The organism is Arthrobacter sp. SDR-2R (genome assembly GCF_057747955.1).
Genome location: NZ_CM173231.1, coordinates 2,645,586 through 2,667,008 on the forward strand (window position 1 = coordinate 2,645,586; position 21,423 = coordinate 2,667,008).

Consider the following 21,423-nt stretch of genomic DNA (forward strand, 5'->3'; position numbering starts at 1 on the left):
GCGTTCCGGCGCGGTTTACGCCGCAGGCGGAGTACTGTTGTGTCCCAGCAGTTCGCCGAGGAACGGTCCCGCTTCCCGGTAGCGCTCAAACAACGCTCCGGTCAGGGCTTTGGTTCCCCTCAGTGGTTCCCTGGTAGGCACCCGCTGAAGCCGTCCGTAACCGGGCACGTCGAAGATGACCGAGTCCCAGCTTGCCCCCACCACATCCTTGCCGAAGCTGCTGATGCACTTTCCGCGGAAGAAGGCCCGGGTGTCGGCGGGGGGCTCGGCCACGGCGGCGGAGATGGCAGCATCGTCCACCACGCGCTGCATCCGGTTCCTGGACAACAGGCGGTAGTAGAGGCCTTTCTCCGGCCTGATATCGGACCACTGGAGATCCACCAGGCCAAGCCGGGCATCGCTCCACTCCAGTCCATCACGCTGGCGATACCCATCAAGCAGGGTAAGTTTCGCCAGCCACTCCACGGAACTGGCAGCCGCGGCCCTGTCACTGTCCAGTTGGGTGAGAACGGCAGCCCACCGTTCCAGGACCTCGTGTGTGTGCCCGTCACCGTCCACGGCGTCACCGACGCCGGTGTCCTGGGCGAGTTTGGCTGCGGCTTCGTGGTACATCCACTGAAGGTCCAGCGCCGTGACCCGCCGTCCGTCCAACAGGCGCAGCTTTGCTGTCAGCGAGGTATCGTGACTCACCGTTTTGAGCGCTGCCACCGGCTCGTAGACTTCGATTTTGGGGGCGAGCCCTGCCTCAATGAGGCTCAGGATCATGGCCGTGGTGCCGAACTTCAGGTAGTTGGACACCTGGCTGAGATTGGCGTCACCGATGATGACGTGCAGGCGCCGGTACTTGTCGGCGGTGGAATGGGGCTCGTCGCGGGTGTTGATGATGGGCCGGCGGATGGTGGTTTCCAGGCCGACCTCGGCTTCGAAGAAGTCGGCCCGCTGGCTGACCTGGAAGCCCGGGGTTGAACTGTCCTGTCCTATCCCGAGCCGCCCGGCCCCGCAGACCACCTGCCGGCTGATGAAGAATGGCGTGAGCCCGCGGACAATGTCGCCAAAAGGGACCGAACGGGGCATGAGGTAGTTCTCGTGCGAACCGTAGGACACGGACTTGTTGTCCGTGTTGTTCTTGTAAAGGTTGACCGGCGGGAGCGCCGGGTCCGCCGCCAGCCGGCGCACGGCCGCCAGCCCCACAAGGTCGCCGGCAGCGTCCCAGGCCACAGCGTCCCGTGGGTTGGTGACCTCGGGGCTTGAATACTCCGGATGGGCGTGGTCAACGTACAGCCGGGCGCCATTGCCCAGGACCATGTTCATGAGCAGCGTCCCCGACTCGTCCTGGCCGTCCAGTTCGAGTTCCTCGCGCCCGTAGGCCAGGGCCACCGCCTCCGCGTCAAGCACCGGTGGCTGGTCGGTCAGCTGGGTGGGGTGTGCAGCTCCCCGGTCCACGGTCCAACCCCGGGCATCGTGCAGCGGCTCTTCGTCGGTATAGTCCCAGCGGGTCTCGGCCCCGCCGGCCGCCCGCTGCCTGGTGACCTGGGCATAGGCCTGCACCACCCGCGCGCTCATCATGGTGGCGTTGGCCGAGGGTGCGGAGGGGGCGTGGATGCCGTATTCGGTTTCCGCCCCCATGACCCGCATGGCCCCGCCGACGGGGAGCGCTTCCCCGGCAGCGGGTCCCTTTGCACCCGTCATAGATACTGTCCCGTGGTCGGCATCGTCTCGATGGACTTGCCCGGTTCCTGGCCGGCCTTGCCCTGGACGATGGTGCGGATGTAGGTGATCCGTTCGCCCTTCTTGCCGGAGATGCGTGCCCAGTCGTCGGGGTTGGTGGTGTTGGGCATGTCCTCGTGTTCGCGGAACTCGTCCACCACGGCGCGCAGCAGGTGCTCGATCCGGAGGCCCTTCTGGTGCGTGGTCAGCAGGTCCTTGATGGCGTACTTCTTGGCCCGGTCCACCACGTTCTGCACCACGGCGCCCGAGTTGAAATCCTTGAAGTAGAGCATCTCGGTGTCACCGTTGGCATAGGTGACCTCCAGGAACTCGTTGGACTTATCGGTGGAGTACATGGCTTCGACCGTGCGCTGGACCATGGCGTCAACCGTGGCCTGGACGTCGCCGTTGTGCTCTGCGAGGTCCGATTCGTGGAACGGCAGGTCCGGCGTGATGTATTTGTTGAAGATGTCCGCGGCGGCTTCGGCATCGGGACGCTGGATCTTGACTTTGACGTCCAGCCGTCCGGGCCGGAGGATGGCGGGGTCGATCATGTCCTCACGGTTGGATGCGCCGATGACGATGACGTTGTCGAGGCGTTCCACGCCGTCGATCTCACTGAGGAGCTGGGGCACGATGGTGGTTTCGACGTCGGACGAGATTCCGGTGCCGCGGGTGCGGAACAAGGAATCCATTTCGTCGAAGAAGACCACTACGGGGCTGCCGTCCGATGCCTTTTCCCGGGCGCGGGAGAAGATCAGCCGGATGTGCCGCTCCGTTTCGCCCACGTATTTGTCGAGGAGTTCAGGGCCCTTGATGTTCAGGAAGTAGCTCTTCAGGTCCACGTTCCCGGACCGCTCGGCGGCGCGGGCAGCGAGGGAGTTGGCGACAGCCTTGGCGATGAGGGTCTTGCCGCAGCCCGGAGGCCCGTACAGCAGGATGCCCTTGGGCGCCTTCAGGCCGTGCTCCCGGTAGAGGTCGGGGTGCAGGAACGGCAGTTCCACCGCGTCCCTGATCTGCTCGATCTGGGGGCCAAGGCCGCCGATGTCCTCGTAGGTGATGTCCGGAACTTCTTCCAGGACCAGGTTCTCCACCTCGGAGCGCGGCACCTTCTCGAGTGCGTAGCCGGTCCGCGAATCCACGGAGAGGGCGTCGCCCACCCTGAGCTTCTCGGCCTGCAGCGCGCCGGAGAGCCGGACCACGCGTTCTTCATCGGCCCGGCCCACCACCAGGGCCCGGTCCCGTCCCAGCATCTCCTTCAGGGTGGCCAGCTCGCCGGCGCGCTCATAGCCGAGCCCTGCAACGATCAGGAGGGCTTCGTTGAGCAGCACCTCCTGGCCTACCGCCAGCTGGTTGATGTTTACCAGGGGGCTGATGCCCACCCGCATCTTCCGGCCGGCGTTGAAGATGTCCACCGATTCCTCCGTGGCGGCCTGTCCGCTGTTGCCGGGGGAAGGCTGCCGCTTTGGGTTGATCTGGAGGATGGTGCCGAAGCTGTACGGCGGCTGTCCTTCCTGGTCAAGGGCGTTTTTCAGCCGGAGGATCTCCGCCTTGGCCGTCTCAAGCATGCTGACCAGCTTGGTGTTGTTCTGCGTTGCCGCTGCCAACTGGCGGTCGATGTGCCTGAGCTTGTCCCGAAGGATGTTGACCTGGCGGTCAGCAACCGAGAGGTCGTTGGCGGCAGACTGCTCTGCCGGTGTACGTCCGGAGTCCTGGTTTGGTGTCTCCATGATGTATCAGCCCCTTCCTGCGCTTCTCTTAAGACATTAGTCCCAAGATGCCGGGTAGGGATGGAGACTCCCGAAATGTGGACTAGTTCGTAACCTCGGGCGTGTCCACCACATTCGTTCCGGCGATGGCGTCCCGGGCTGCCCGCCGCAGCTTCTTGTCTGACACCGCCCGCTCCCCTACAGCACCGGGAGTCCAGGCATTGACATCCTCTTCGTTGAATTCGGTCTTGGACGGCCGCCGCTTGACCGAGATGCCCGTCACACCGTCGGCGAGCCGGCGGGTGACCAGCAGGAACCCGGTGTGGGCCACCATCCGGTGGTCCGGCCGGACCGCGAGACCCTCAAGGTGCCAGCCGCGGACCAGCGATTCCCAGGCGTCAGGTTCAGTGAAGCGGCCGTCGGCGCGGATCGCCTCGGCCGTACGGGAGAGCTGGGTGACCGTGGCTACGTAGTTGATCCAGACGCCGCCGGGCGCAAGCACGGTGGCGACGGCGTCGAGGCATTCCCAGGGCGCCAGCATGTCCAGGACCACGCGGTCCACGGAGCCGGGCTCTTCAGCCTTGACCACTTCCTCCTGGAAGTCGCCGAGCGAGATTTGCCATGCAGGATGCGGGCCGCCGAAGATGGTCTCCACGTTTCCCCGGGCGATGTCCGCAAACTCTTCACGCCGCTCGAAGGAGTGCAGGTAGCCGTTGTCCCCCACGGCGCGGAGCAGGGAGATGGACAAGGCACCGGAGCCGACGCCGGCCTCCACCACGCGGGCCCCGGGGAAGATATCCGCCATGGTCACGATCTGGCCGGCGTCCTTGGGATAGACCACGGCGGCGCCGCGCGGCATGGACAGCACGAAGTCGGACAGCAGCGGGCGCAGGGTCTGGTACTGCTGGCCGACGTTGTTCACCACAACGGAGCCGTCCACCTTGCCGATGATCTCATCGTGGTTCAGGAAGCCCCGGTGCGTATGGAAGGCGCCACCGCGTTCAAGCGTGATGGTATTCATGCGGCCACGTTCGTCGGTGAGCTGGACACGCTCGCCTTCCCTGAAGGGGCCGCGGCGACGGGCGGCTCCCACCGGCTGCGAGCCGCTGGCGGCAGCACCGGCTTGCGCTGCTCCGGTGGCGTCGTTGACGGCAGTTTCGCTGCTCATGATGTTCCTCGCTCCTGTAAACCTTTTGTGCCGCGGCCAAAGTGCCCACGGATATTGTGGCCCCTGGCGGCGGCAATGCACGACCGGCAGGTAACTCTACCGGTTCTGGCCCTGCGGGTGCCTATCGGTGCGCTGGCGCCTCCCTGTGATGGCCGCGAGGACAACGTCCTGGGTGAGCAGCCCGGTGACTTTGCCATTGTGGTCCACCACTGCGTAGTGCCGTCCCTCAACCTGCGAAAGAAACTGGATCAGCTCCTGCCCCTTGGACCACTCGGGAACATAGGCTCCCGCAGCCAAGGGAAACGAAATGGCGGTGACTGGCGTCGAATCGGCTGCGGCGTCGGGCACCGAGGCCAATGCGCCGGGGTCCACCACACCCTGCGGCCGGCCGTCCGGTCCGCACACCACCACGGACTTCGTTCCTTCTGCCGCCAGGCGGAGGGCGTCACGGACAGTGCCCGAGGCAGGCACCCCAACGGCCGGCGTCGACAATCCCGCTGCGCTGACCAGCGGCAGCCGTGCCCGCAGCGTGCCCTGCTGGATGGAAGCCGAGGCACCCATCCACAGGAAGCCGCCCACCAGGATGGTGATCATCAGGAGGCTGAAGTCCGGCTGGTCGCCGGCGAGGTAGGGGCGAAGGAGGAACCAGTAAGCGATCGCCAGGACGATGATGCGCCCACCCCAGCCGGCTGCCACGGTTCCTTTCGCCTGGCTCCCGGTGGCCTTCCACACGATGGATTCGACAATGCGCCCACCGTCCAGCGGCAAGCCCGGCAGGACATTGAAGACGGCGATGAGGAAGTTGGCCCACATGAAGATGTTCGTCAGGATCTCGGCGACACTTCCCAGGCTGTTGGTGCCCAGGACCAGCCAGGCTCCGCCGGCGAGGACAAAATTGGCCGCCGGTCCGGCCAACGCCACCAGGACGGACCGGCCGGGGGAAGACGTGAAGCTCTCGAACTGGGTGTGCCCGCCCCAGAGGTTGAGGACGATCTTCTGGGTGGGCCATCCGTAGATTTTCGCCGTGAGGGCGTGCGCGAGTTCATGGACCAGCACCGAGAGCAGGAGCAGGACGGCGTAGGCGAAGGCCACGAGATAGGCGCTCATGCCCAGCATGGGGTTGTTCCGCGCCAACACGGGCCCGTACGCGATGACGGTGAAGGCCGCGATCACAAACCAGGAGTAAGCAAGCACGACAGGAACGCCGGCAATGCGTCCCAGCGGGATGCCGTCACGGCGTCGTCCCGTGGTGCCCGGCGGGGTGCCCGGTTCGGTGTCCCGCTGAGTGCCTGGATCAGCCACGGGAGTCACCAGCGGCGGTGGCGGCCGGCACCGTTGCCTGCGCCCCGGGGAGCAGGGCTTCAAGCTCCACCAGGCCGCGGCCGGCCAGGGAGTCCCAGAGTGCGTAGCTGCCGTCGTCGGGCAGTGGAACGATGTGCGGGACAGCCACCGTGGCGACGCCGGAGGCTACGGCCGCGGCCACGCCCGGTACGGAATCCTCGAGGGCAACGCAGTGGTGGATTCCGAGATCAGGATCGCTTTCCTGGAGCAGTTCGACGGCGGTCAGGTAGGCCTCGGGGTGCGGTTTGCCCTGGGTCACGGTGTCACCCGTGACCAGGACTTCAAAGTAGGGGCGGGGAAGGCTGGCCACCACTTGGCGGGCCAGCGGCCCCTCGGACATGGTGACCAGGGCGCAGCGCACGCCTGCCAGGTGCAGTTCTTCGAGGAGTTCCCGGGCGCCTGGGCGCCATGGCACCTGCTGCTGGACGCTGCTGATGACCTGGGCGGTCAGGGCGTCGATGATCTCGCGGATTTCCAGCTCGACGCCTGCCTGCTGGAGCAGGCCGGCGGAGAACGTCAGTGACTGGCCCACCAGTTGCATGGCCTGGTCGTGGCTCCAGGTGCCGCCATGGGCCTCCACCAGGGCACGCTCCGCGGCAATCCAGTATGGCTCGGTGTCCACGATGGTTCCGTCCATGTCCCATAGGACAGCTTTGAGCGGGGAACCGGTGGCAGGAAATCGCATGACGCCAGTCTACGGGGCGTGGCTGGGCGGAGGCTGTGGGCTACGCCCTTGGCGAATATGACGCAGGCGGGGTGCCCTTTGCGCCGGTTAGCGGCGATTTGCGGCGCTTCATTCCATGCACGAGTGCGCACCTTGGACGTAGGGTGAAGAAATGAATAGCTTCGAGGGAGACACCGCCGAACAAGGTGCCGGACCCGAGCGGGAACGGTTCCTGCAGCCGGTGGCTGACGGACAGCGCGTAACCGTAATGCTTGCCGCCTTTGAAGGGTGGAACGACGCCGGAGAGGCGGCCAGCGATTCGCTGCGGTACCTGAACAAGTTGTGGGGTGGCAAGAAAGTCGCATCCATTGATGCGGACGAGTACTACGACTTCCAGTTCACGCGCCCCACGGTCCGCAGGAACTCTGCCGGTGAACGCAAGATCAAATGGCCTTCCACCAGGATCTACAAAGCCTCGGCGCCCAACTCCAACGTGGACGTCATCTTTGTGCAGGGAACCGAGCCGTCCTATAAATGGCGCGCTTACACCGCGGAGTTGCTGGTCCATGCAGAGGCTTTGAAAGTGGACTACGTGGTGCTGGTGGGTGCACTGCTGGCGGATGTTCCGCACAGCCGCCCCATTCCGGTCAGCACGTCGTCCGATGACGCCCAGCTCCGGGAACGCATGAACCTGGAAGCCTCGCAGTACGAAGGCCCGGTGGGGATCGTGGGGGTCCTGTCCGAGGTGGCACTGCTGGCCGGGCTCCCCACCGTATCGTTGTGGGCCGCGGTGCCGCACTACGTGGCACAGGCCCCCTCCCCCAAAGCCCAGCTTGCCCTGCTGCACCGCATCGAGGAACTGCTGCAGGTGCCGCTGGACACCCACGAGCTGGCGGAGGAGGCGGACGCATGGGAGCGCGGCGTCGACGAGCTGGCCACCGAGGACCCGGAAATTGCTGCCTACGTCCGGCAGCTGGAGGAAGCCAAGGACACCGCCGACCTTCCTGAGGCCAGCGGCGAGTCCATTGCCCGCGAATTTGAGCGGTACCTGAAGCGGCGGGGCCAGGACCGGCCCTGACATTAAAAGGGACAGGGGCCGGGCCGGGAGGAATCCCGGCCCGGCCCCTGTCTGTTTGCTGACGTGGAGCCGAAGCCTAGAGCCGGATGCCAAGAAGGGCGTCCACCGCGTCCCTGACCAGGCTGCTGTCGGCGGGGCTGGCGGCAGCACCGCCGTCGTTCGCTGAACGTGCCCAGCGCGAGACTGCGGCGACTGCGGCGGGCGCGTTGAGGTCCGCTGCCAGCGCCGCCCGCATGTCGGCCAGCAGTTCGCGGCCCGAACCTTCCGGGGCGTGGTCGAGGGCCTTCCGCCACGCTGCAAGGTCTGCCTTGGCAGCGGTGAAGCCTTCATTCGTCCAGGACCAGTCGGAACGGTAGTGGTGGGCCAGGATGGCAAGGCGGATTGCTGCCGGGTCTTCACCGGCGGCGCGAAGCCTGGAGACCAGCACCAGGTTGCCCTTGGACTTGCTCATCTTCTCCCCGTCGAGCCCCACCATGCCGGCGTGTGCGTAGTGCCGGGCAAGCGGTACCCCGGCCAACGAGTATGCATGGCCGGCACCCATCTCATGGTGCGGGAAGATGAGGTCCGAACCGCCTCCCTGCACCGTGAAGGGCGAGGGCAGGTATTTTTGGGCGATCACTGTACATTCGATGTGCCAGCCGGGCCTGCCCGCGCCCAGGCTTCCACCGGGCCAGCTTGGCTCGCCGGGCCGTTCCACCCGCCACAGCAGCGGATCAAGGGCCTGCCGCTTCCCGGCGCGGCCCGGGTCTCCGCCGCGTTCGGCAAAAAGCTCCAGCATGGTGCTTTCGCCAAGGTGGGAGATGCATCCCAGGGACCAGGCATCAGGTGCCGTTGACTGCTTGCCGGCCGCTTCGACGTCGTAATAGACATCCCCGTCGGGTTCCCCGTTGCTGCCGGGAACCTGGTAGGCCAGCCCCAGGCTGACCAGCCGCTCCACCTCGGGGACGATGAGGCCAATCGACTCCACGGCGCCAACGTAATGGTCCGGCGCCAGGACATTCAGCGCCTCCATGTCCGTCTGGAAAAGTTCAACCTGCTCCGCCGCGAGGTCCTGCCAGTCGACTCCGGTGGCAGTGGCGCGTTCCAGCAGGGGATCATCCACGTCCGTGACGTTCTGCACATAGGAGACCTCGCTGCCGGCGTCCCGCCACGCGCGGTTCAGCAGGTCAAAGGCCACATAACTGGCGGCGTGGCCCATGTGGGTTGCGTCGTAGGGAGTGATGCCGCAGACGTACATGGACGGCCGTGCTTCCGGTTCCAGCGCCACTTCGCGGCCTGCCGCGGTATCGAACAGCCGGATGACGGGCATGTTTCCGGGCAGGGCAGGAACGGGGCGGGAAGTCCAGGATTTCACAAGCCAAGCCTAGTCCTAGGCGCTGATGACGCCGAAACCGAGCAGGAGGTACAGGGCCAGCCCCAGGAAGATCCGGTACCAGACAAAGAGCCGGTAGCTGCGCGTGGATACGAACTTCAGGAACCAGCCGATGATGACATAGCCCACCACCAGGGCGATCACGGTGGCAAGGGCAGTTTCCGGCAGGCCGAACGGGCCGGAGATGCCTTCCTTGGTCACCACCTTGTAGAGCTGGTACAACCCGCTGCCGAAGACCGCGGGGATGGCGAGCAGGAAGGAGTACCGTGCGGCGGCTTCGCGCGTGTAGCCCATCAGCAGGCCCGCGGTAATGGTGCCTCCGGAGCGGGAGACGCCGGGAATCAGTGCCAGGGCCTGGGCCAGCCCATAGAGGATGCCGTGCTTGTAGGTCAGGTGCGCCAGGTCCCGTTTCTGGGCCCCCACGGCGTCGGCCACGGCGAGGAAGAGCCCGAAGACGATCAGCATGGTGGCCACGATCCACATGCTGCGCAGTACCGATTCGATCTGGTCCTGGAAGAGCAGGCCCAGCACGATGATGGGCAGGCTGCCCAGGATCACCAGCCAGCCCATGCGGACGTCGGGATCCTGCCGCGGCACCTTGCCGGTGAGGGAGCCGGCCCAGGCTTTGACGATCCGGACGATGTCGCGCCAGAAGAAGATCAGCACGGCGGTCTCCGTGCCGAGCTGGGTGATGGCCGTAAAGGCCGCCCCCGGGTCCTCCGCGTTGGGAAGGAACTCCCCCACGATCCGCAGGTGTGCGCTCGATGAAATAGGTAGAAATTCGGTCAGTCCCTGCACAAGGCCCAGCAGGGCCGCTTCAAACCAGTTCACGCTAAGACCCTACGGCATGGCGGTGGTGCATCTGCCCGTAAGCTTGCTGCTATGCAGCAGCGTTACGTCGGCAACAGTGGATTGCGAGTTTCCGCCCTCTCCCTGGGCACCCGGTCCTGGGGTGGGGAAACTGACGAACAGGACGCGTCCGAGTTGCTGCGTACCTTCCTTGATGCGGGCGGCCGGCACGTGGACACATCGGCGTCGTATGCGGGCGGGGGCTCGGAGGCCATCCTTGGCTCACTCCTGGGTGATGTGGTGTCCCGCACCGAAATTTCCATCTCCACCAAGGCAGGGATGACGACGCCGGACGGGCGGCGCGCGGTGGACACGTCACGCAATGCGATGCTCACCGGACTTGATGCGAGCCTGGCCAGGTTGGGCACGGAATATGTGGACCTCTGGTTTGCTGAGGCCTGGGACGGCAACGTTCCCCTCGATGAAACGCTGGCTGCGCTGGAATTTGCGGTACGCACCGGCCGGGCGCGGTACGCCGGAATTTCGAACTTCAGGGGCTGGCAGGCTGCGAAGGCCGCAGCCACCAGCAGTGTGCCCCTGGTTGCCGTCCAGGCGGAATATTCATTCCTTCAGCGGACGGCGGAGGCGGAACTGATCCCTGCCGCGGAGGATGCCGGGCTTGGGCTGATGGCGTGGGCTCCGCTGGGCCGCGGCGTCCTCACCGGGAAGTATCGCGGCGGCATCCCCGCCGGGTCACGCGGGGCGTCGGCCAGCGAATCGGCCTACGTGGAGCCTTACCTGGAGGAGAAGCCGTCGCGCATCGTGGATGCGGTATGCATGGCGGCCAACGGCCTGGGCCGGACTCCCCAGGACGTCTCACTGTCATGGCTGCTGTCACAGCAGGGAGTTGCCACTGCCATTGTCGGCGCCCGCACGCCGGTGCAGTTGAAGGAACTCCTGGACGTCCAGCCCGCACCGCTGCCACCGCAGATTGCGCGGGCTTTGGAGGATGTCTCCGCCGCCTTCTGAGTTCCTGCCCCGGCGCGGCTATTCCTCGACGATTTCCAGGTCCTCGTCCTCGTCCACGTCGGCTTCCTCGTCCTCTTCGTCCTCGTCGTCAAAGACCTGCAACGGGGTGACCTCGTTGTAGGCCTCGTACAGCGCGTCCTCGTAAACTTCGAAGGCATCGGCCACTGCGAAAAAAGCTGCCTCAACGGAGGGGTCACCGTCCCCGCGGCGGTTCGATGCTGCTATAAGGTGTTCTTCCAAAGCGGTGGTCAGGGACGAAAGCGCGACACGCGGATCGATGCTCATGACTTCACGTTAGCCGGAAAAGGACGAAAATGGAGAGCAAATGAAGGAACAATTTCTCACCAGCTCGGTCCAGCGGGAACGGGATTATTTGCGGCAGTACGAGTACCTCGTGCTAACCGTCAGCCCTGATGATTCCCTGCCGGAGGCACGCCGCCGCCTGGTGGAACACTCCGAATACGGCAAGTGGGAACTGGAACGCAGCAAGCTGTACGTGGGCGGCGGCAGGCGCTTTTGGCTGCGGCGCCGGGTGATGCAGGTCCAGCGGACCGTTTAGGAGTCGTGTGATCCAGCGGACCGTTTAGTCCTCCAGCGGGCCCAGCCAGGCGTTGGCCACCGTGTTGTGGGCAGACTCGTCGTCGGAGGGGTGGAACATGCCGGCAAGCACGTCGCGGTAGAGCCGTTCCAGTTCCGAACCCCTGAAGTAGCTCGATCCCCCGCTGACGCGGATGGCCAGGTCCACAACGCGCCGCGCCGTTTCGGTGGCATTCACTTTCAGACCCACCAGTTTGGGGAACCACTGGTTCCCGTGGTCGGCCAGGGCATCGACGTCGGCGGTGACAGCCCTGAGCTGTGGGTAGAGGTTGTCCATGGCCATGGCTGCCTCAGCAACTTTCCAGCGGATGTCAGGGTCCTGCGCGTAGCTGCGTCCGCCGTTCTTGAAAGACGTGCGGCGCTTTACAGTTTCTACACCCACGTGCAGCGCCCGTTCGCCCAATCCGGTGTAGACGGCGGCCAGGAGGCTTTCGAAGCACGCGAAAATCGCGAACACCAGCGGGTCGGCGTTGGGACCCACGGGCAGCTTGCGGATGATCCGGTCCGGCGGAACGGTCGCACCATCAAGGACAGTGGTGGCGGACTGGCTTGCGCGCATGCCCAGGGTGTCCCAGTCGTCCATGATCCGGTAGCCGGCCGCTTCACGGTTGATGAACCCGTGGACGAGTTCCCCGGAACCGTCCCGGGCTGCGGCGTCCTTTCCGAAAATCCCCAGCCGGGTCCACGCCGGCGAGAGGCTGGTGAAGATCTTGGTCCCGGTGAACGAGTAGCTTCCGTCCGGATAAGGTGTGGCCGCGGTCCGTGAGTCGAAGAGGACTGAGTCGTTGCCGGCCTCCGAATTGCCGAACGCGAAGACCTCGCCCTGCGCCGCCTCCTCGAGCACGAAGGCCAGGGAGTGGTCGCCGCGGGCTGCGAGGACGTGCGCGACGCCGGTCCACACCAGGTGCATATTGACGGCAAGCGCGGTGGCAGGGGCCGCCGTTGCCAGCCTGCGCTGGCACTGCGCTGCCGCCTCGAGCCCAAGCCCCGCGCCGCCGTCGGGTACTGGAACGAAAAGCTTCAGGTACCCTGCAGCCGCAAGCTCCTGCAGGTCCTCGTGGAAGAAGGCGTTGTCCCGGTCGTATCCTGCGGCGCGGCCGCGGATGCGTTCCAGGAGCCCGTCCGGCAGCAGGTCCTCTGGAGTCACGGCAGGTCCCCTCAGTAGTTGGTGAGCAGGGTGTTCAGCACCCGGGCACCGAACTTGAGGGAGTCCGCCGGCACACGTTCGTCCACGCCATGGAACATGCCGGTGAAGTCCAGGTCCTCGGGGAGCATCAGGGGCGCGAAGCCGTAGCCGGTAATGCCCAGCCGGCTGAGCGACTTGTTGTCCGTGCCGCCGGACAGTGTGTAGGGCAGCACTTTTGCACCGGGGTCCTCCTTGTGGAGGGCATCAATCATCGAGTCCACCAGGTTGCCGGCGAACGGGACCTCCAGCGAGACGTCGTTGTGGACGTAGCTGACGTCCACTCCACTGCCGGCAAGCTCGCGCACGATCTCAAGGACCTGCTGCTCCTGTCCCGGCAGCGTACGGCAGTCAACCAGGGCCTCGGCAGACTCGGGGATGACGTTGTGCTTGTAACCACCCTTGAGGAGCGTGGGGTTGGTGGTGTTCTGCAAGGTGGCGCCGACAAACCGGGCCACGGTGCCAAGCTGGTTGAGCAAAAGCTCCGGGTTGTCGGCGTCGAACTCCACGCCGGTGAGTTCGGTCACTCCATCAAGGAACTGGCGGGTGGTGGGCGTGAGTTCAATGGGCCACTTGTATTCGCCGATGCGGGTTACGGCGGCGGCGAGGCGCGTGACAGCGTTGTCCGTGTTGATCTGGGAGCCGTGGCCGGCCCGGCCGTGGGCCACCAGCCGCAGCCACGAGATGCCCTTCTCCGCCGTCTGCAGCAAGTAGGTCCGCTGGCCGCCGATTGTTGCCGAGAAGCCACCCACCTCCGAAATGGCCTCCGTGGCGCCCTCGAAAAGTTCCGGGCGGTTGTCCACGGCATAACGTGCGCCATAGACGCCGCCGGCTTCCTCGTCAGCGAAGAACGCGAAGATGATGTCCCGTTTGGGTTTCCTGCCCTCCCGGGCGAAACCCCGCAGCACAGAAAGAATCATGGCGTCCATGTCCTTCATGTCGACGGCGCCGCGGCCCCAGATCAGGCCATCCTTCAGTTCCGCGCCGAACGGGTCTACAGACCACTGGTCACGCAGGGCGGGGACCACGTCCAGGTGGCCGTGGACCACCAGTGCGCTGGCGGAAGGGTCCTCCCCTGCCATCCTGGTCACGACGTTGGCGCGGCCGGGGGCGGATTCGAAGATCTCCGCCTCCAGGCCCACTTCCTCGATAAGGCCTGCCGCATACTCTGCTGCCGCCCGCTCCCCAGGTCCTGACCCGTCGCCGTAGTTGGAGGTGTCGATCCGGATGAGTTCCTGGCAGATCCGGACAACTTCATCCTCGGGCAGGACGTCAGGCATTGGTGGCTCCTTGGTAGGGAATGACTGGTTGGCACGAGCTGAATCGCTGCCCTCAGCCTACCTACTTGGCTCGATTCGTTGTTCCCGGAAAGTCATGTTAGAGTTTTTCTCGCTGCTTCGGAGAGGCGCGAAACGCTGAAAAGCGCAACGCTTCCCGGAATACCACCTGCGCGGGTGGCGGAATGGCAGACGCGCTAGCTTGAGGTGCTAGTCCTCGAAAGGGGGTGGGGGTTCAAGTCCCCCTCCGCGCACAAGAGTGGTGAGTAGAGTCACCACCGTAAACACCCTGGTCTTCGGACCGGGGTGTTTTTCTTTGCCCTGTTTCCGGGCCGGAGCTTCGGGCCGAAGGCGTTTGCCGCACTGACCGCGCAGGGGCGTTCCGGAAGTTGAAACCGCGGCGGCTACTGCGTGCCAGTCTTGAGCGAAACTTGCGGCCAACGTGGGCTGTCATTTAGGAACGGGTTTTACCGTTAAGGACAAGATCCTGCCGCTGGGGCAGGGTCTTATACATGGGGACAGGGCCGGCGGCCATGGCATCTCTGAGACCGGATGCCGCCCCCCAACCGCCGCCGGCCCATACCCCCTGCAGGGCGTCAGGCGCGCGCTGTAACCCAACGCGGCGCCCGATGACTTTCCAGGGACGGCAGGCCGTTCGGGGAAACGCCCGGGGGAATGTCATCACGCCAAACGGGCCTTCACGATCTCGCTGATGGCCTTGCCGTCGAAGCGGCCGCCGATTTTGGGGGTTACTGATTTCATCACTGTGCCCATGGAGCGCATCGTCAGTTCGGTTCCGTCCGCCTTCAGGCCGGCGATAACCCCGTCCACTATGGCTTCGGCTTCCTGGCGGGTCAGCGCCTTGGGCAGGTAGGCCTCAATGACCTCAGCCTCGGCGATCTCTGCCTGCGCCCGGTCATCGTGACCGGCCGCCGAATACGTGGCGGCGGTGTCCCGGCGCTTGGCCGCTTCCTTTTGCAGCAGCGCCGTGACCTGCAGGTCGTCGAGCTCGACCGGCGTTTTGCCGGACTTCTCCCGCGTTTCGATTTCGCCCAGGACGTTGCGCACAGTGGTCAGGCCCAGCTTGTTGCCGGCCTTCATGTGGTCGATGACATCGCCCTTCAGTTTTTCCTTCAGTGACATGGACCTGACTCATTCCTTCGTTGGTTATGGAGCTGGTTGGTGATTGAGCTGTAGGTACGGCGTGGCTCTTGGAGCGGCCTTATCCCGCCCTGCGCATGGCGCCGGTGCTTGCCGCCGCCGAGTGGACTGCAGCAGGGAGGATCTTGCCCAAGCCTATTCCCGACGTGGCGGTGGAGCGTTGCTGGCTTCAATCTGTCTGGAGCCGTCTGCACGGGGCGGAGGTAGACGCACGGGCGTAGGTTAGTTTGGAAACGCAGTGGCCTGCCCCCGGGCCCCGGAAGGAGCGCCACGTGGACAGCATGGTTGGCAAGTGGTTTCTGAATCAGGCTGAGCGGGGAAACCCTGCCTCCGACGTCCAAGGGGCTGGTAAGGAATCCGGCCCCTGGTCTGAAGGAAACCTGGTACGTCCCCTGATTCACGGAGCAACATACTTCTCCAGGCTGCATGAGGAGCTGTCTGCGCTGCAGGCGGGAGACCAGGTATGGTTCACCGACTGGCGTGGCGATGCCGATGAGCAGTTGGAGGCGAACGGTACGACCATTGGCGAGAAGCTCGCCGGGCTGGCCCGGTCCGGCGTGGAGGTACGGGGCCTCGTCTGGAGATCCCATGGTGAGCGCGTGTCGGCCCCTATCAGTGGCCGCTCCAACGAACTTCTCAGCCGGAAGATCAACGACTCCGGCGGGGAGGCACTGTTGGATCAGCGCGTCCGCCTCTTCGGCTCGCACCATCAAAAACTGGTGGTCATCCGCCGGCGTACCGATCCTTCCCTCGATGTGGCGTTCGTGGGGGGACTGGACCTCTCACACAGCCGCCGTGATGACGCCGGCCATGCGGGAGACCCCCAGGCAGTGGAGATGGATTCCCGTTACGGGCAGAGGCCCCCATGGCACGACGCCGCCCTTGAGCTGCGCGGCCCGGTCGTTGCAGATGTGCTGGCCGTATTCGCTGAACGGTGGAACGATCCCCACCCGCTGGACCGGCGGACCCCGTACCGGATGCTGTTGCAGCGCCTGGCCCGGATGCCCAGGCACCCCAAGCCGCTCCCCGAGTCCGCTCCTCCCCCACCTCCGTCAGGCCCGCACGCCGTGCAGCTGCTGCGCACTTACGGCCTGAAGCATCCGCCATTCCCCTTCGCCCCACACGGAGAACGGACCATAGCGAAGGCTTATGCAAAGGCGTTCGCCCAGGCCCGTTCGCTCATCTACATCGAGGACCAGTATCTGTGGTCAACAGAGGTGGCAGCGGGGATCGCAGCCGCCCTGCAACACAACCCCGGGCTGAACGTGATCATCGTGGTTCCCAGGTACCCCGACACGGATGGCTTTCTCAGTGGACCGCCCAAGCGCTTGGGGCAACTGCGCGCCATCGGCATGCTCCGCCGGGCCGCGCCGGACAGGGTGGGCATATTCGACCTGGAAAACAGCCAGGGAACCCCGATCTACGTCCACGCCAAGATCTGCATCATCGACGACACCTGGTTCACCTGCGGATCAGACAACTTCAACCGGCGCTCCTGGACCACTGACAGTGAGCTCACCTGCGCCGTGATGGACACATCCGCCGACGGCATGCTGCCTGCAGACTCCGGCACCCTGCCCACCCGGCCACTCGCCACGGAGCTGAGGCTCCAGCTCTGGGCCGAACACCTGGGCCTGGAGCTGGACGACCCACAGCTCCAGGCCACCACCGCAGGACTGGAGCTGTGGAACAGCACCGCCGATGCCCTGGACCAGTGGCACCGGGCCGGCCGCAGTACGCCCCGACCGCCAGGGCAGGTGCGCCACCATGCCACGCAACCCGTCCGGCCACTCCATCGCCTCTGGGCGGATCCGGTCTACCGCTTCATCGTCGATCCGGACGGCCGCCCCCGGGGTCTCCGCGGCACGGACCGCTTCTAGCGGTTAGGTTGGAGCGGTAAGGAATGAGCATCCGGACATGGGAGAAGACGTGAAGGCAATCGTGTACCAGGCAACGGGTCCCTCCTCGGTGCTGCAGCTCCAGGACAGGCCATTGACGGAGCCAGGTCCCGGTGAGGTCCGGGTCCGGCTGGTGGTGTCCGGCGTGAACCCCACGGACTGGAAGTCTCGTGCCGGAACGGGTGGCAGGAAACTGGACGTCACCAAGGTTCCCAACCAGGACGGAGCCGGCGTTATCGACCAAGTGGGCGCAGAGGTGGCGGGTTTCAGCCACGGCGACCGTGTCTGGCTCTGGGACGTGGCGTGGGGCAGCAACGAAGGTACGGCGCAGGAGTACGTCGTGGTGCCGGCCCACAAAGTTGTGGCACTTCCCGACGCCGAATCCTTTGACACCGGCGCCTCGCTCGGGATTCCGGCCCTCACGGCCCACCGTGCCCTGACATCGAATGAGGACGGTCCGGCCACGCTCTCGCCCGGCGCCCTGGCGGGTCGAACCGTGCTGGTCACCGGCGGTGCAGGCGCCGTGGGCCATGCTGCCATCCAGCTGGCGCGGTGGGCCGGTGCCACCGTCATCACAACCGTCAGCGGAGAACGGAAAGCCGAACTCGCCCGCCGCGCAGGCGCCGGGACGGTCATCAACTATCGGAAGGACGACGTCGTCCGCGCCGTTCAGGAGGCAGCGCCCGGTGGGGTGGACATCATCGTGGACGTCAACGCGCCGGCGAACATCGATGCCGACCTGCACGTTCTCAAGACTGGCGGGACCATCTCGATTTACGCGGCCAACCCCGGAGAATCGCTCACGGTTCCGATCCGCGAAAGCATGACCAAGAACGTCCGCTACCAATTCATCCTCACCTACACGGTCACGGACGGGCAGAAAGAGAAGGCAGTAGCCGGCGTTGCCGAGGCACTCGCGGCAGGTGCCCTTCGGGTAGGCGAGCAACATGGGCTGCCTCTTACCCGGTTCACCCTTGAGGACACTGCGGCGGCCCACGATGCCGTGGAGCAGGGAACCATCGGAAAAGTGCTTATCGACGTCGCGCCGGCACCCTGAAAAGCCCCTGCGCCTTACCTGGCCAGGCGGTCCCTGGCAGCATGTTCAACCAGGACCGGTACGAACGCGCGGACCCTGCCTGCATCCAGCAGGCTGTGCTCCTGCTGCACCACATCCTCGATGCGTTCGCGGGGCAGTGCGGGAAACCTTGCCGCAAGCCGGTCCACCACGTCAGTCAGTGCCCGCAACTCTTCGCTTACTCCCATCGGGAAAGTGTCAGGGTTCCGAAGAAGCCCGTCAAGACTTGACTGGCAGGCAGCAGCGCAACACCGTCAACGGACGACGGCGGACGCCAGGCCGGGTGCGGTATGCAGGCCGGGTGCTCCACGCCGATGCACCCGGGCACGTCCCGCCGTCGTCAATGCGGGTGCAGCCTACGCGAGTGCCGGTCCCGTCCTTGGGGATGGGAACCCGCTGCGACGGGGCGATACTCGATCCGCCGCTTCTCCGTCCGGAGGTCGCGCCGTTCCTGCCGGCGCGCCTTCCTTTCGGGCCGGTCAATGGCAGACAGGATGGTCAGCGCCACGATGACCCACAACAACGCCGTCCCCAACACCAAAGCAATTTCCAGCTCAGTGCTCATGCACTCAATTTTAGGCCCCCGGGACCCAAGCCGACCCCTGCAGACCCACACTATGAGGCGCAAATCCGCAGCGCTTACAGCAGGCCCAGCCCCCTGACCGCAGCCATGACGTCGGGCACCTGGATTGCCAGCAGCGCGGGGTCCGGCTGCGCCGCGAACGTGTCCCCGCGCCGCAGCTCCGTGCGGGTCAGGACCACATGGGGCCCAGGGGGCGGACCCCAGATTTCGGGTGGGGCCGGACCAAAAAGCACCACGGAAGGAGTGCCGTATGCGGATGCCAGGTGGGCGGCGCCCGTGTCGGCGGAAACCACCAGGCGTGCGGCGGCGATGGTGGCCGCGAACTCTCCGAGGCCCAGGACGCCGGCCAAGACGGTGGTCCCCGGGAGCCCCGCAAGGCGGCACACTTCGTCAGCGCGTTCCCTCTCCCCTGCGCCGCCGGTGAAAACCACCTGGTGGCCGGCTTCCGCGAGGGCCGCTGCCACCGCCGCGAAGCGGTCCGCCGGCCACAGCCTGCTGCCATAGGCGGCTCCGACATGCAGGACTGTCGCACCGGGGACGGGGCTGGGGACGTGCGGCGTATTCAGCTTTACGTCCAGTGGATCCGCCTCGATGCCATGCCACTCCAGGAGCTTTACCCAGCGTTCGCGTTCGTGCAGTTCCGGCCGCCACGGCGGGCCGTCCCGGTGGGCGCTTCGGTGGCCAACCGTATGCCTGGCTTTCAGCGCCTCAATCCTTCCCTGGCTCTCCGGGCCGCTGCCGTGCAGGTTGACGGCAACGTCCACTACGCCGGGTTCCATCGCCAGCGGCTCGTCCAGCCCATGCGTAGGGAACAGCTCATAACCGCCCACCAGCCCCAAAGCTTCTGCCAGCCATCCCTGCGCCGCATAGCGCAGCCGGTGTTCGGGAAACGCCCGCCGGATACCCTTCAGGGCAGGTACGGCCACCAGCAGGTCGCCAAGCTTCAGGGCGCGCAGGACCAGTAATTCCGGTTTGCCGTCAGCGGGAAGCGGATCGGTGGCAACGCCCGCCGTCCCGGTGCCGCTCATGCGTCCTGCTTTGCGTAGGCCGTGGCGGTGAGGCTGCGGACATCCTCGTACACCTCCGGCACCCCGATGCCCGCTACCGCAGAATCGTCATGGGCGCAGCGGGGTGCCGTCCAGCCAACCTGGGTCACGTCTATCCCGCACGTGGGGCATGCTGTCACCCAGGAGGCATGCACGCGGTGCAGGCTCCTGCCCAGCGCTCCGGCGTTGATCACGTTCCCGGCCCAAAAGATGCCGACCGTGGGAACGCCCAGGGCCTGGGCAAGGTGCCGTGGACCGCTGTCGTTTGCCACCACAACGCCGGCTTCCGCCAGCAGGGCCACAAGCCCTGCCATGTCCAGTGCGCCGGCTGCGGAATCGACGGCCGCCGATCCGGCCCGGGCCGCGATCGCCTCCGCGAGGTCCTGCTCGCTGCTGTCACCGATAATGACCACCCGCGAGCCGTCCGCTGCGCAGGCAGCGGCAAGTTCGGCGAACTTGTCAGCAGGCCAACGACGGCGGGGGTCGGTGGCGCCGGGATGGATCACCACCAGCGGCTGGCCGGCGGCGCCGTCTAGGGCTTCGTGTGCGGCTCCCCCGCCGGCGGGCGCCAGCCGGGCTTCGAGATCGACCGGGAAGGCACCAGCGAACCCGGCCACTTCCAAAGCCCTGAGTGGTTCGTGCTGGTAGTAAAGGTAGGGGACGGTGCGCTCGAGGCTGGCTGCATCGGCAGTCCGGGTCCCGACGGTATGACGGGCGCCGAGCCTTAGCAGGAAGGGGTTTGAATAGCGGCCGCCGCCATGAAGCTGGACAGCCAGGTCGAAGGTGCGGCCCCGCATGTCGGCAAAGAAACGGTCCAGTTCAGCTGCCTCTTCCTGCCCAGGCCTGACTCCTTCGGCGAAAGGCAGGACCACCACCTCATCCACGGGGCTTTTCACCGCCTCCAGCAGCGCCTTGTGGATTGGTGTTCCCAGCAGCGTGATGGTTGATCCCGGATAAGCCACCTTCAGTGCCGCCATGGCCGGGATGGCGAAAATCAGGTCGCCCAATCCTCCGCCGCGCAGGATGACAATCCTGGACACGTCGGTGAACTTCTCCAGCACAGGACCGACGCCCACGCCGATTTGTCCTGCACCGCCAAACTCTGCGGTGAGTTGTTCCACACACTGCCCCTTCCGTCATGCAGGGGGACCAGTACCCTGTCCCCCCACTGCCCACGCGGCCGCAATGCGCTCCTGGAACGTGCGGCTGCTCCTTAGGACCTTTACCCAATAGGCGGCGGATTCACGCTCACTGTTGGGGAATACCCTCCCGATGCTGTACGTTTCATACCCGACAGCCAATCAAAGAAAAGAGAAGCACCTAAAGTGGCAACCGATTACGATGAACTGCGTTCCGACGTCAAGGAATCGCAGGACAACTCACTCGAGCAGCTCCAGTCAGCAAATGCTCCCGACGCCCGCAGTGTTGTGCAGGAGTTGGACGAGGCTGACGGACTGGACGGCGCCGGCGTCCCTGGCGGCGAATTCGTCGCTGAGGAGCTCGTAGTCCAGGTCATCCCGCAGGCTGAGGATGAGTTCACCTGCTATTCCTGCTTCCTGGTCCGCCACCGGTCCCAGATCGCCCGTCAAAAAGACGGCCACAGCTACTGCACTGAGTGCGAAGGCTAGTCGGGAACCTTTCGGGCAGCGATTCGCACGTCCCACCAACGCCGAAGGCACGCCGCAACGGGCGTGCCTTTCGACTTTAAGCCTTCGCCCAGCTGGGGTGCGTAGCGTTGGAGTAGGA

Annotated in this window: 21 protein-coding genes and 1 tRNA gene; 7 read left to right on the plus strand and 15 right to left on the minus strand. The window is 65.6% G+C overall.

Translation table 11 applies throughout. From position 1 onward, the window contains the following. Nucleotides 1–15: 15 nt before the first annotated feature. The 5 genes from dop to AC3ANU_RS12340 form a co-directional block, all read right to left on the minus strand. Nucleotides 16–1,689 (minus strand): depupylase/deamidase Dop, encoded by a 1,674-nt coding sequence (gene dop / locus AC3ANU_RS12320; protein ID WP_488314608.1) that lies wholly within the window; start codon nucleotides 1,687–1,689, stop codon nucleotides 16–18. Further along, nucleotides 1,686–3,437 carry a proteasome ATPase gene (arc, locus tag AC3ANU_RS12325; RefSeq protein WP_018771121.1) on the minus strand — a complete coding sequence of 584 codons (1,752 nt, stop codon included), beginning with the start codon at nucleotides 3,435–3,437 and terminating at the stop codon, nucleotides 1,686–1,688. The genes dop and arc overlap by 4 nt, the downstream gene beginning before the upstream one ends. 82 nt (nucleotides 3,438–3,519) lie before the next feature. Continuing rightward, on the minus strand, nucleotides 3,520–4,584 hold the full coding sequence (locus tag AC3ANU_RS12330; RefSeq protein ID WP_018771122.1) for a tRNA (adenine-N1)-methyltransferase: 1,065 nt from the start codon (nucleotides 4,582–4,584) through the stop codon (nucleotides 3,520–3,522). 96 nt (nucleotides 4,585–4,680) lie between these two features. Continuing rightward, the gene (locus AC3ANU_RS12335; protein WP_018771123.1) at nucleotides 4,681–5,886 is read right to left on the minus strand and encodes a site-2 protease family protein; all 1,206 of its coding nucleotides are present in this window, start codon (nucleotides 5,884–5,886) and stop codon (nucleotides 4,681–4,683) included. Then, entirely contained in the window at nucleotides 5,879–6,610 is a 732-nt protein-coding gene (locus tag AC3ANU_RS12340) for an HAD family hydrolase (protein ID WP_026266054.1), read from the minus strand. The genes AC3ANU_RS12335 and AC3ANU_RS12340 overlap by 8 nt, the downstream gene beginning before the upstream one ends. A 151-nt stretch (nucleotides 6,611–6,761) precedes the next feature. On the opposite strand from AC3ANU_RS12340, the gene AC3ANU_RS12345 reads away from it, so the two are divergent. Continuing rightward, nucleotides 6,762–7,667 (plus strand): PAC2 family protein, encoded by a 906-nt coding sequence (locus AC3ANU_RS12345; RefSeq protein WP_018771125.1) that lies wholly within the window; start codon nucleotides 6,762–6,764, stop codon nucleotides 7,665–7,667. A gap of 76 nt (nucleotides 7,668–7,743) precedes the next feature. On the opposite strand, the gene mshC is transcribed toward AC3ANU_RS12345, so the two are convergent. Together mshC and AC3ANU_RS12355 are read right to left on the minus strand one after the other, a co-directional pair. Further along, on the minus strand, nucleotides 7,744–9,021 hold the full coding sequence (mshC, locus tag AC3ANU_RS12350) for a cysteine--1-D-myo-inosityl 2-amino-2-deoxy-alpha-D-glucopyranoside ligase (RefSeq protein WP_056390347.1): 1,278 nt from the start codon (nucleotides 9,019–9,021) through the stop codon (nucleotides 7,744–7,746). A 15-nt stretch (nucleotides 9,022–9,036) separates the two neighbouring features. Further along, a complete protein-coding gene (locus AC3ANU_RS12355) occupies nucleotides 9,037–9,870 on the minus strand; it encodes an undecaprenyl-diphosphate phosphatase (RefSeq protein ID WP_018771127.1) in 834 nt (277 codons plus the stop codon). Between the two features lie 51 nt (nucleotides 9,871–9,921). Here AC3ANU_RS12355 and AC3ANU_RS12360 point away from each other — a divergent pair, with 51 nt between their 5' ends. Next, nucleotides 9,922–10,857, plus strand: a complete 936-nt coding sequence (locus AC3ANU_RS12360) for an aldo/keto reductase (protein ID WP_018771128.1) — start codon at nucleotides 9,922–9,924, stop codon at nucleotides 10,855–10,857. 18 nt (nucleotides 10,858–10,875) lie between these two features. On the opposite strand, the gene AC3ANU_RS12365 is transcribed toward AC3ANU_RS12360, so the two are convergent. Then, nucleotides 10,876–11,142, minus strand: a complete 267-nt coding sequence (locus AC3ANU_RS12365) for a hypothetical protein (RefSeq protein WP_018771129.1) — start codon at nucleotides 11,140–11,142, stop codon at nucleotides 10,876–10,878. 40 nt (nucleotides 11,143–11,182) lie between these two features. On the opposite strand from AC3ANU_RS12365, the gene AC3ANU_RS12370 reads away from it, so the two are divergent. Then, nucleotides 11,183–11,416, plus strand: a complete 234-nt coding sequence (locus tag AC3ANU_RS12370; RefSeq protein WP_018771130.1) for a DUF5703 family protein — start codon at nucleotides 11,183–11,185, stop codon at nucleotides 11,414–11,416. 24 nt (nucleotides 11,417–11,440) lie between these two features. Here the strand turns inward: AC3ANU_RS12370 and AC3ANU_RS12375 are convergent, their stop codons facing one another. Further along, the gene (locus AC3ANU_RS12375) at nucleotides 11,441–12,601 is read right to left on the minus strand and encodes an acyl-CoA dehydrogenase family protein (RefSeq protein ID WP_488314609.1); all 1,161 of its coding nucleotides are present in this window, start codon (nucleotides 12,599–12,601) and stop codon (nucleotides 11,441–11,443) included. Between the two features lie 11 nt (nucleotides 12,602–12,612). Next, the gene (locus AC3ANU_RS12380; RefSeq protein ID WP_478223370.1) at nucleotides 12,613–13,917 is read right to left on the minus strand and encodes a M20/M25/M40 family metallo-hydrolase; all 1,305 of its coding nucleotides are present in this window, start codon (nucleotides 13,915–13,917) and stop codon (nucleotides 12,613–12,615) included. A gap of 168 nt (nucleotides 13,918–14,085) precedes the next feature. Between AC3ANU_RS12380 and AC3ANU_RS12385 the strand changes: the two genes are divergently transcribed. Beyond that, nucleotides 14,086–14,168 (plus strand) — tRNA-Leu (locus AC3ANU_RS12385). Between the two features lie 427 nt (nucleotides 14,169–14,595). On the opposite strand, the gene AC3ANU_RS12390 is transcribed toward AC3ANU_RS12385, so the two are convergent. Beyond that, entirely contained in the window at nucleotides 14,596–15,057 is a 462-nt protein-coding gene (locus AC3ANU_RS12390) for a GatB/YqeY domain-containing protein (protein ID WP_488314610.1), read from the minus strand. Nucleotides 15,058–15,356: 299 nt separating this feature from the next. Here AC3ANU_RS12390 and AC3ANU_RS12395 point away from each other — a divergent pair, with 299 nt between their 5' ends. Then, nucleotides 15,357–16,955 (plus strand): phospholipase D family protein, encoded by a 1,599-nt coding sequence (locus tag AC3ANU_RS12395; RefSeq protein ID WP_488315973.1) that lies wholly within the window; start codon nucleotides 15,357–15,359, stop codon nucleotides 16,953–16,955. Nucleotides 16,956–17,004: 49 nt separating this feature from the next. Then, nucleotides 17,005–18,030, plus strand: coding sequence for an NADPH:quinone reductase (locus AC3ANU_RS12400; protein ID WP_488315974.1), 1,026 nt, complete (start codon nucleotides 17,005–17,007; stop codon nucleotides 18,028–18,030). A 14-nt stretch (nucleotides 18,031–18,044) separates the two neighbouring features. Here the strand turns inward: AC3ANU_RS12400 and AC3ANU_RS12405 are convergent, their stop codons facing one another. The 4 genes from AC3ANU_RS12405 to AC3ANU_RS12420 all read right to left on the minus strand — a co-directional run bounded on the left by AC3ANU_RS12405 (nucleotide 18,045) and on the right by AC3ANU_RS12420 (nucleotide 20,798). Then, nucleotides 18,045–18,236, minus strand: a complete 192-nt coding sequence (locus tag AC3ANU_RS12405) for a three-helix bundle dimerization domain-containing protein (RefSeq protein WP_018771136.1) — start codon at nucleotides 18,234–18,236, stop codon at nucleotides 18,045–18,047. Nucleotides 18,237–18,388: 152 nt separating this feature from the next. Beyond that, nucleotides 18,389–18,613, minus strand: coding sequence for a hypothetical protein (locus AC3ANU_RS12410; RefSeq protein ID WP_018771137.1), 225 nt, complete (start codon nucleotides 18,611–18,613; stop codon nucleotides 18,389–18,391). 74 nt (nucleotides 18,614–18,687) lie between these two features. After that, nucleotides 18,688–19,659 (minus strand): glycosyltransferase family 9 protein, encoded by a 972-nt coding sequence (locus AC3ANU_RS12415; protein ID WP_018771138.1) that lies wholly within the window; start codon nucleotides 19,657–19,659, stop codon nucleotides 18,688–18,690. Then, nucleotides 19,656–20,798 (minus strand): glycosyltransferase family 9 protein, encoded by a 1,143-nt coding sequence (locus AC3ANU_RS12420; protein ID WP_134164742.1) that lies wholly within the window; start codon nucleotides 20,796–20,798, stop codon nucleotides 19,656–19,658. Before AC3ANU_RS12420 ends, AC3ANU_RS12415 begins: the two co-directional genes overlap by 4 nt. A gap of 204 nt (nucleotides 20,799–21,002) precedes the next feature. On the opposite strand from AC3ANU_RS12420, the gene AC3ANU_RS12425 reads away from it, so the two are divergent. Next, nucleotides 21,003–21,305 carry a DUF4193 domain-containing protein gene (locus AC3ANU_RS12425; RefSeq protein ID WP_018761323.1) on the plus strand — a complete coding sequence of 101 codons (303 nt, stop codon included), beginning with the start codon at nucleotides 21,003–21,005 and terminating at the stop codon, nucleotides 21,303–21,305. The last annotated feature ends 118 nt before the right edge of the window (nucleotides 21,306–21,423 follow it).

Excerpts from the sequence above, each read along its gene's own strand:
- AC3ANU_RS12370 (WP_018771130.1), top strand. The coding sequence starts at position 11,183 with ATGAAGGAACAATTTCTCACCAGCTCGGTCCAGCGGGAACGGGATTAT.
- AC3ANU_RS12395 (WP_488315973.1), top strand. The coding sequence starts at position 15,357 with ATGGTTGGCAAGTGGTTTCTGAATCAGGCTGAGCGGGGAAACCCTGCC.
- AC3ANU_RS12415 (WP_018771138.1), bottom strand. The coding sequence starts at position 19,659 with ATGAGCGGCACCGGGACGGCGGGCGTTGCCACCGATCCGCTTCCCGCT.
- AC3ANU_RS12345 (WP_018771125.1), top strand. The coding sequence starts at position 6,762 with ATGAATAGCTTCGAGGGAGACACCGCCGAACAAGGTGCCGGACCCGAG.
- AC3ANU_RS12380 (WP_478223370.1), bottom strand. The coding sequence starts at position 13,917 with ATGCCTGACGTCCTGCCCGAGGATGAAGTTGTCCGGATCTGCCAGGAA.
- AC3ANU_RS12405 (WP_018771136.1), bottom strand. The coding sequence starts at position 18,236 with ATGGGAGTAAGCGAAGAGTTGCGGGCACTGACTGACGTGGTGGACCGG.
- dop (WP_488314608.1), bottom strand. The coding sequence starts at position 1,689 with ATGACGGGTGCAAAGGGACCCGCTGCCGGGGAAGCGCTCCCCGTCGGC.
- AC3ANU_RS12410 (WP_018771137.1), bottom strand. The coding sequence starts at position 18,613 with ATGAGCACTGAGCTGGAAATTGCTTTGGTGTTGGGGACGGCGTTGTTG.
- AC3ANU_RS12330 (WP_018771122.1), bottom strand. The coding sequence starts at position 4,584 with ATGAGCAGCGAAACTGCCGTCAACGACGCCACCGGAGCAGCGCAAGCC.
- AC3ANU_RS12390 (WP_488314610.1), bottom strand. The coding sequence starts at position 15,057 with ATGTCACTGAAGGAAAAACTGAAGGGCGATGTCATCGACCACATGAAG.
- AC3ANU_RS12365 (WP_018771129.1), bottom strand. The coding sequence starts at position 11,142 with ATGAGCATCGATCCGCGTGTCGCGCTTTCGTCCCTGACCACCGCTTTG.
- arc (WP_018771121.1), bottom strand. The coding sequence starts at position 3,437 with ATGGAGACACCAAACCAGGACTCCGGACGTACACCGGCAGAGCAGTCT.
- AC3ANU_RS12360 (WP_018771128.1), top strand. The coding sequence starts at position 9,922 with ATGCAGCAGCGTTACGTCGGCAACAGTGGATTGCGAGTTTCCGCCCTC.
- AC3ANU_RS12340 (WP_026266054.1), bottom strand. The coding sequence starts at position 6,610 with ATGCGATTTCCTGCCACCGGTTCCCCGCTCAAAGCTGTCCTATGGGAC.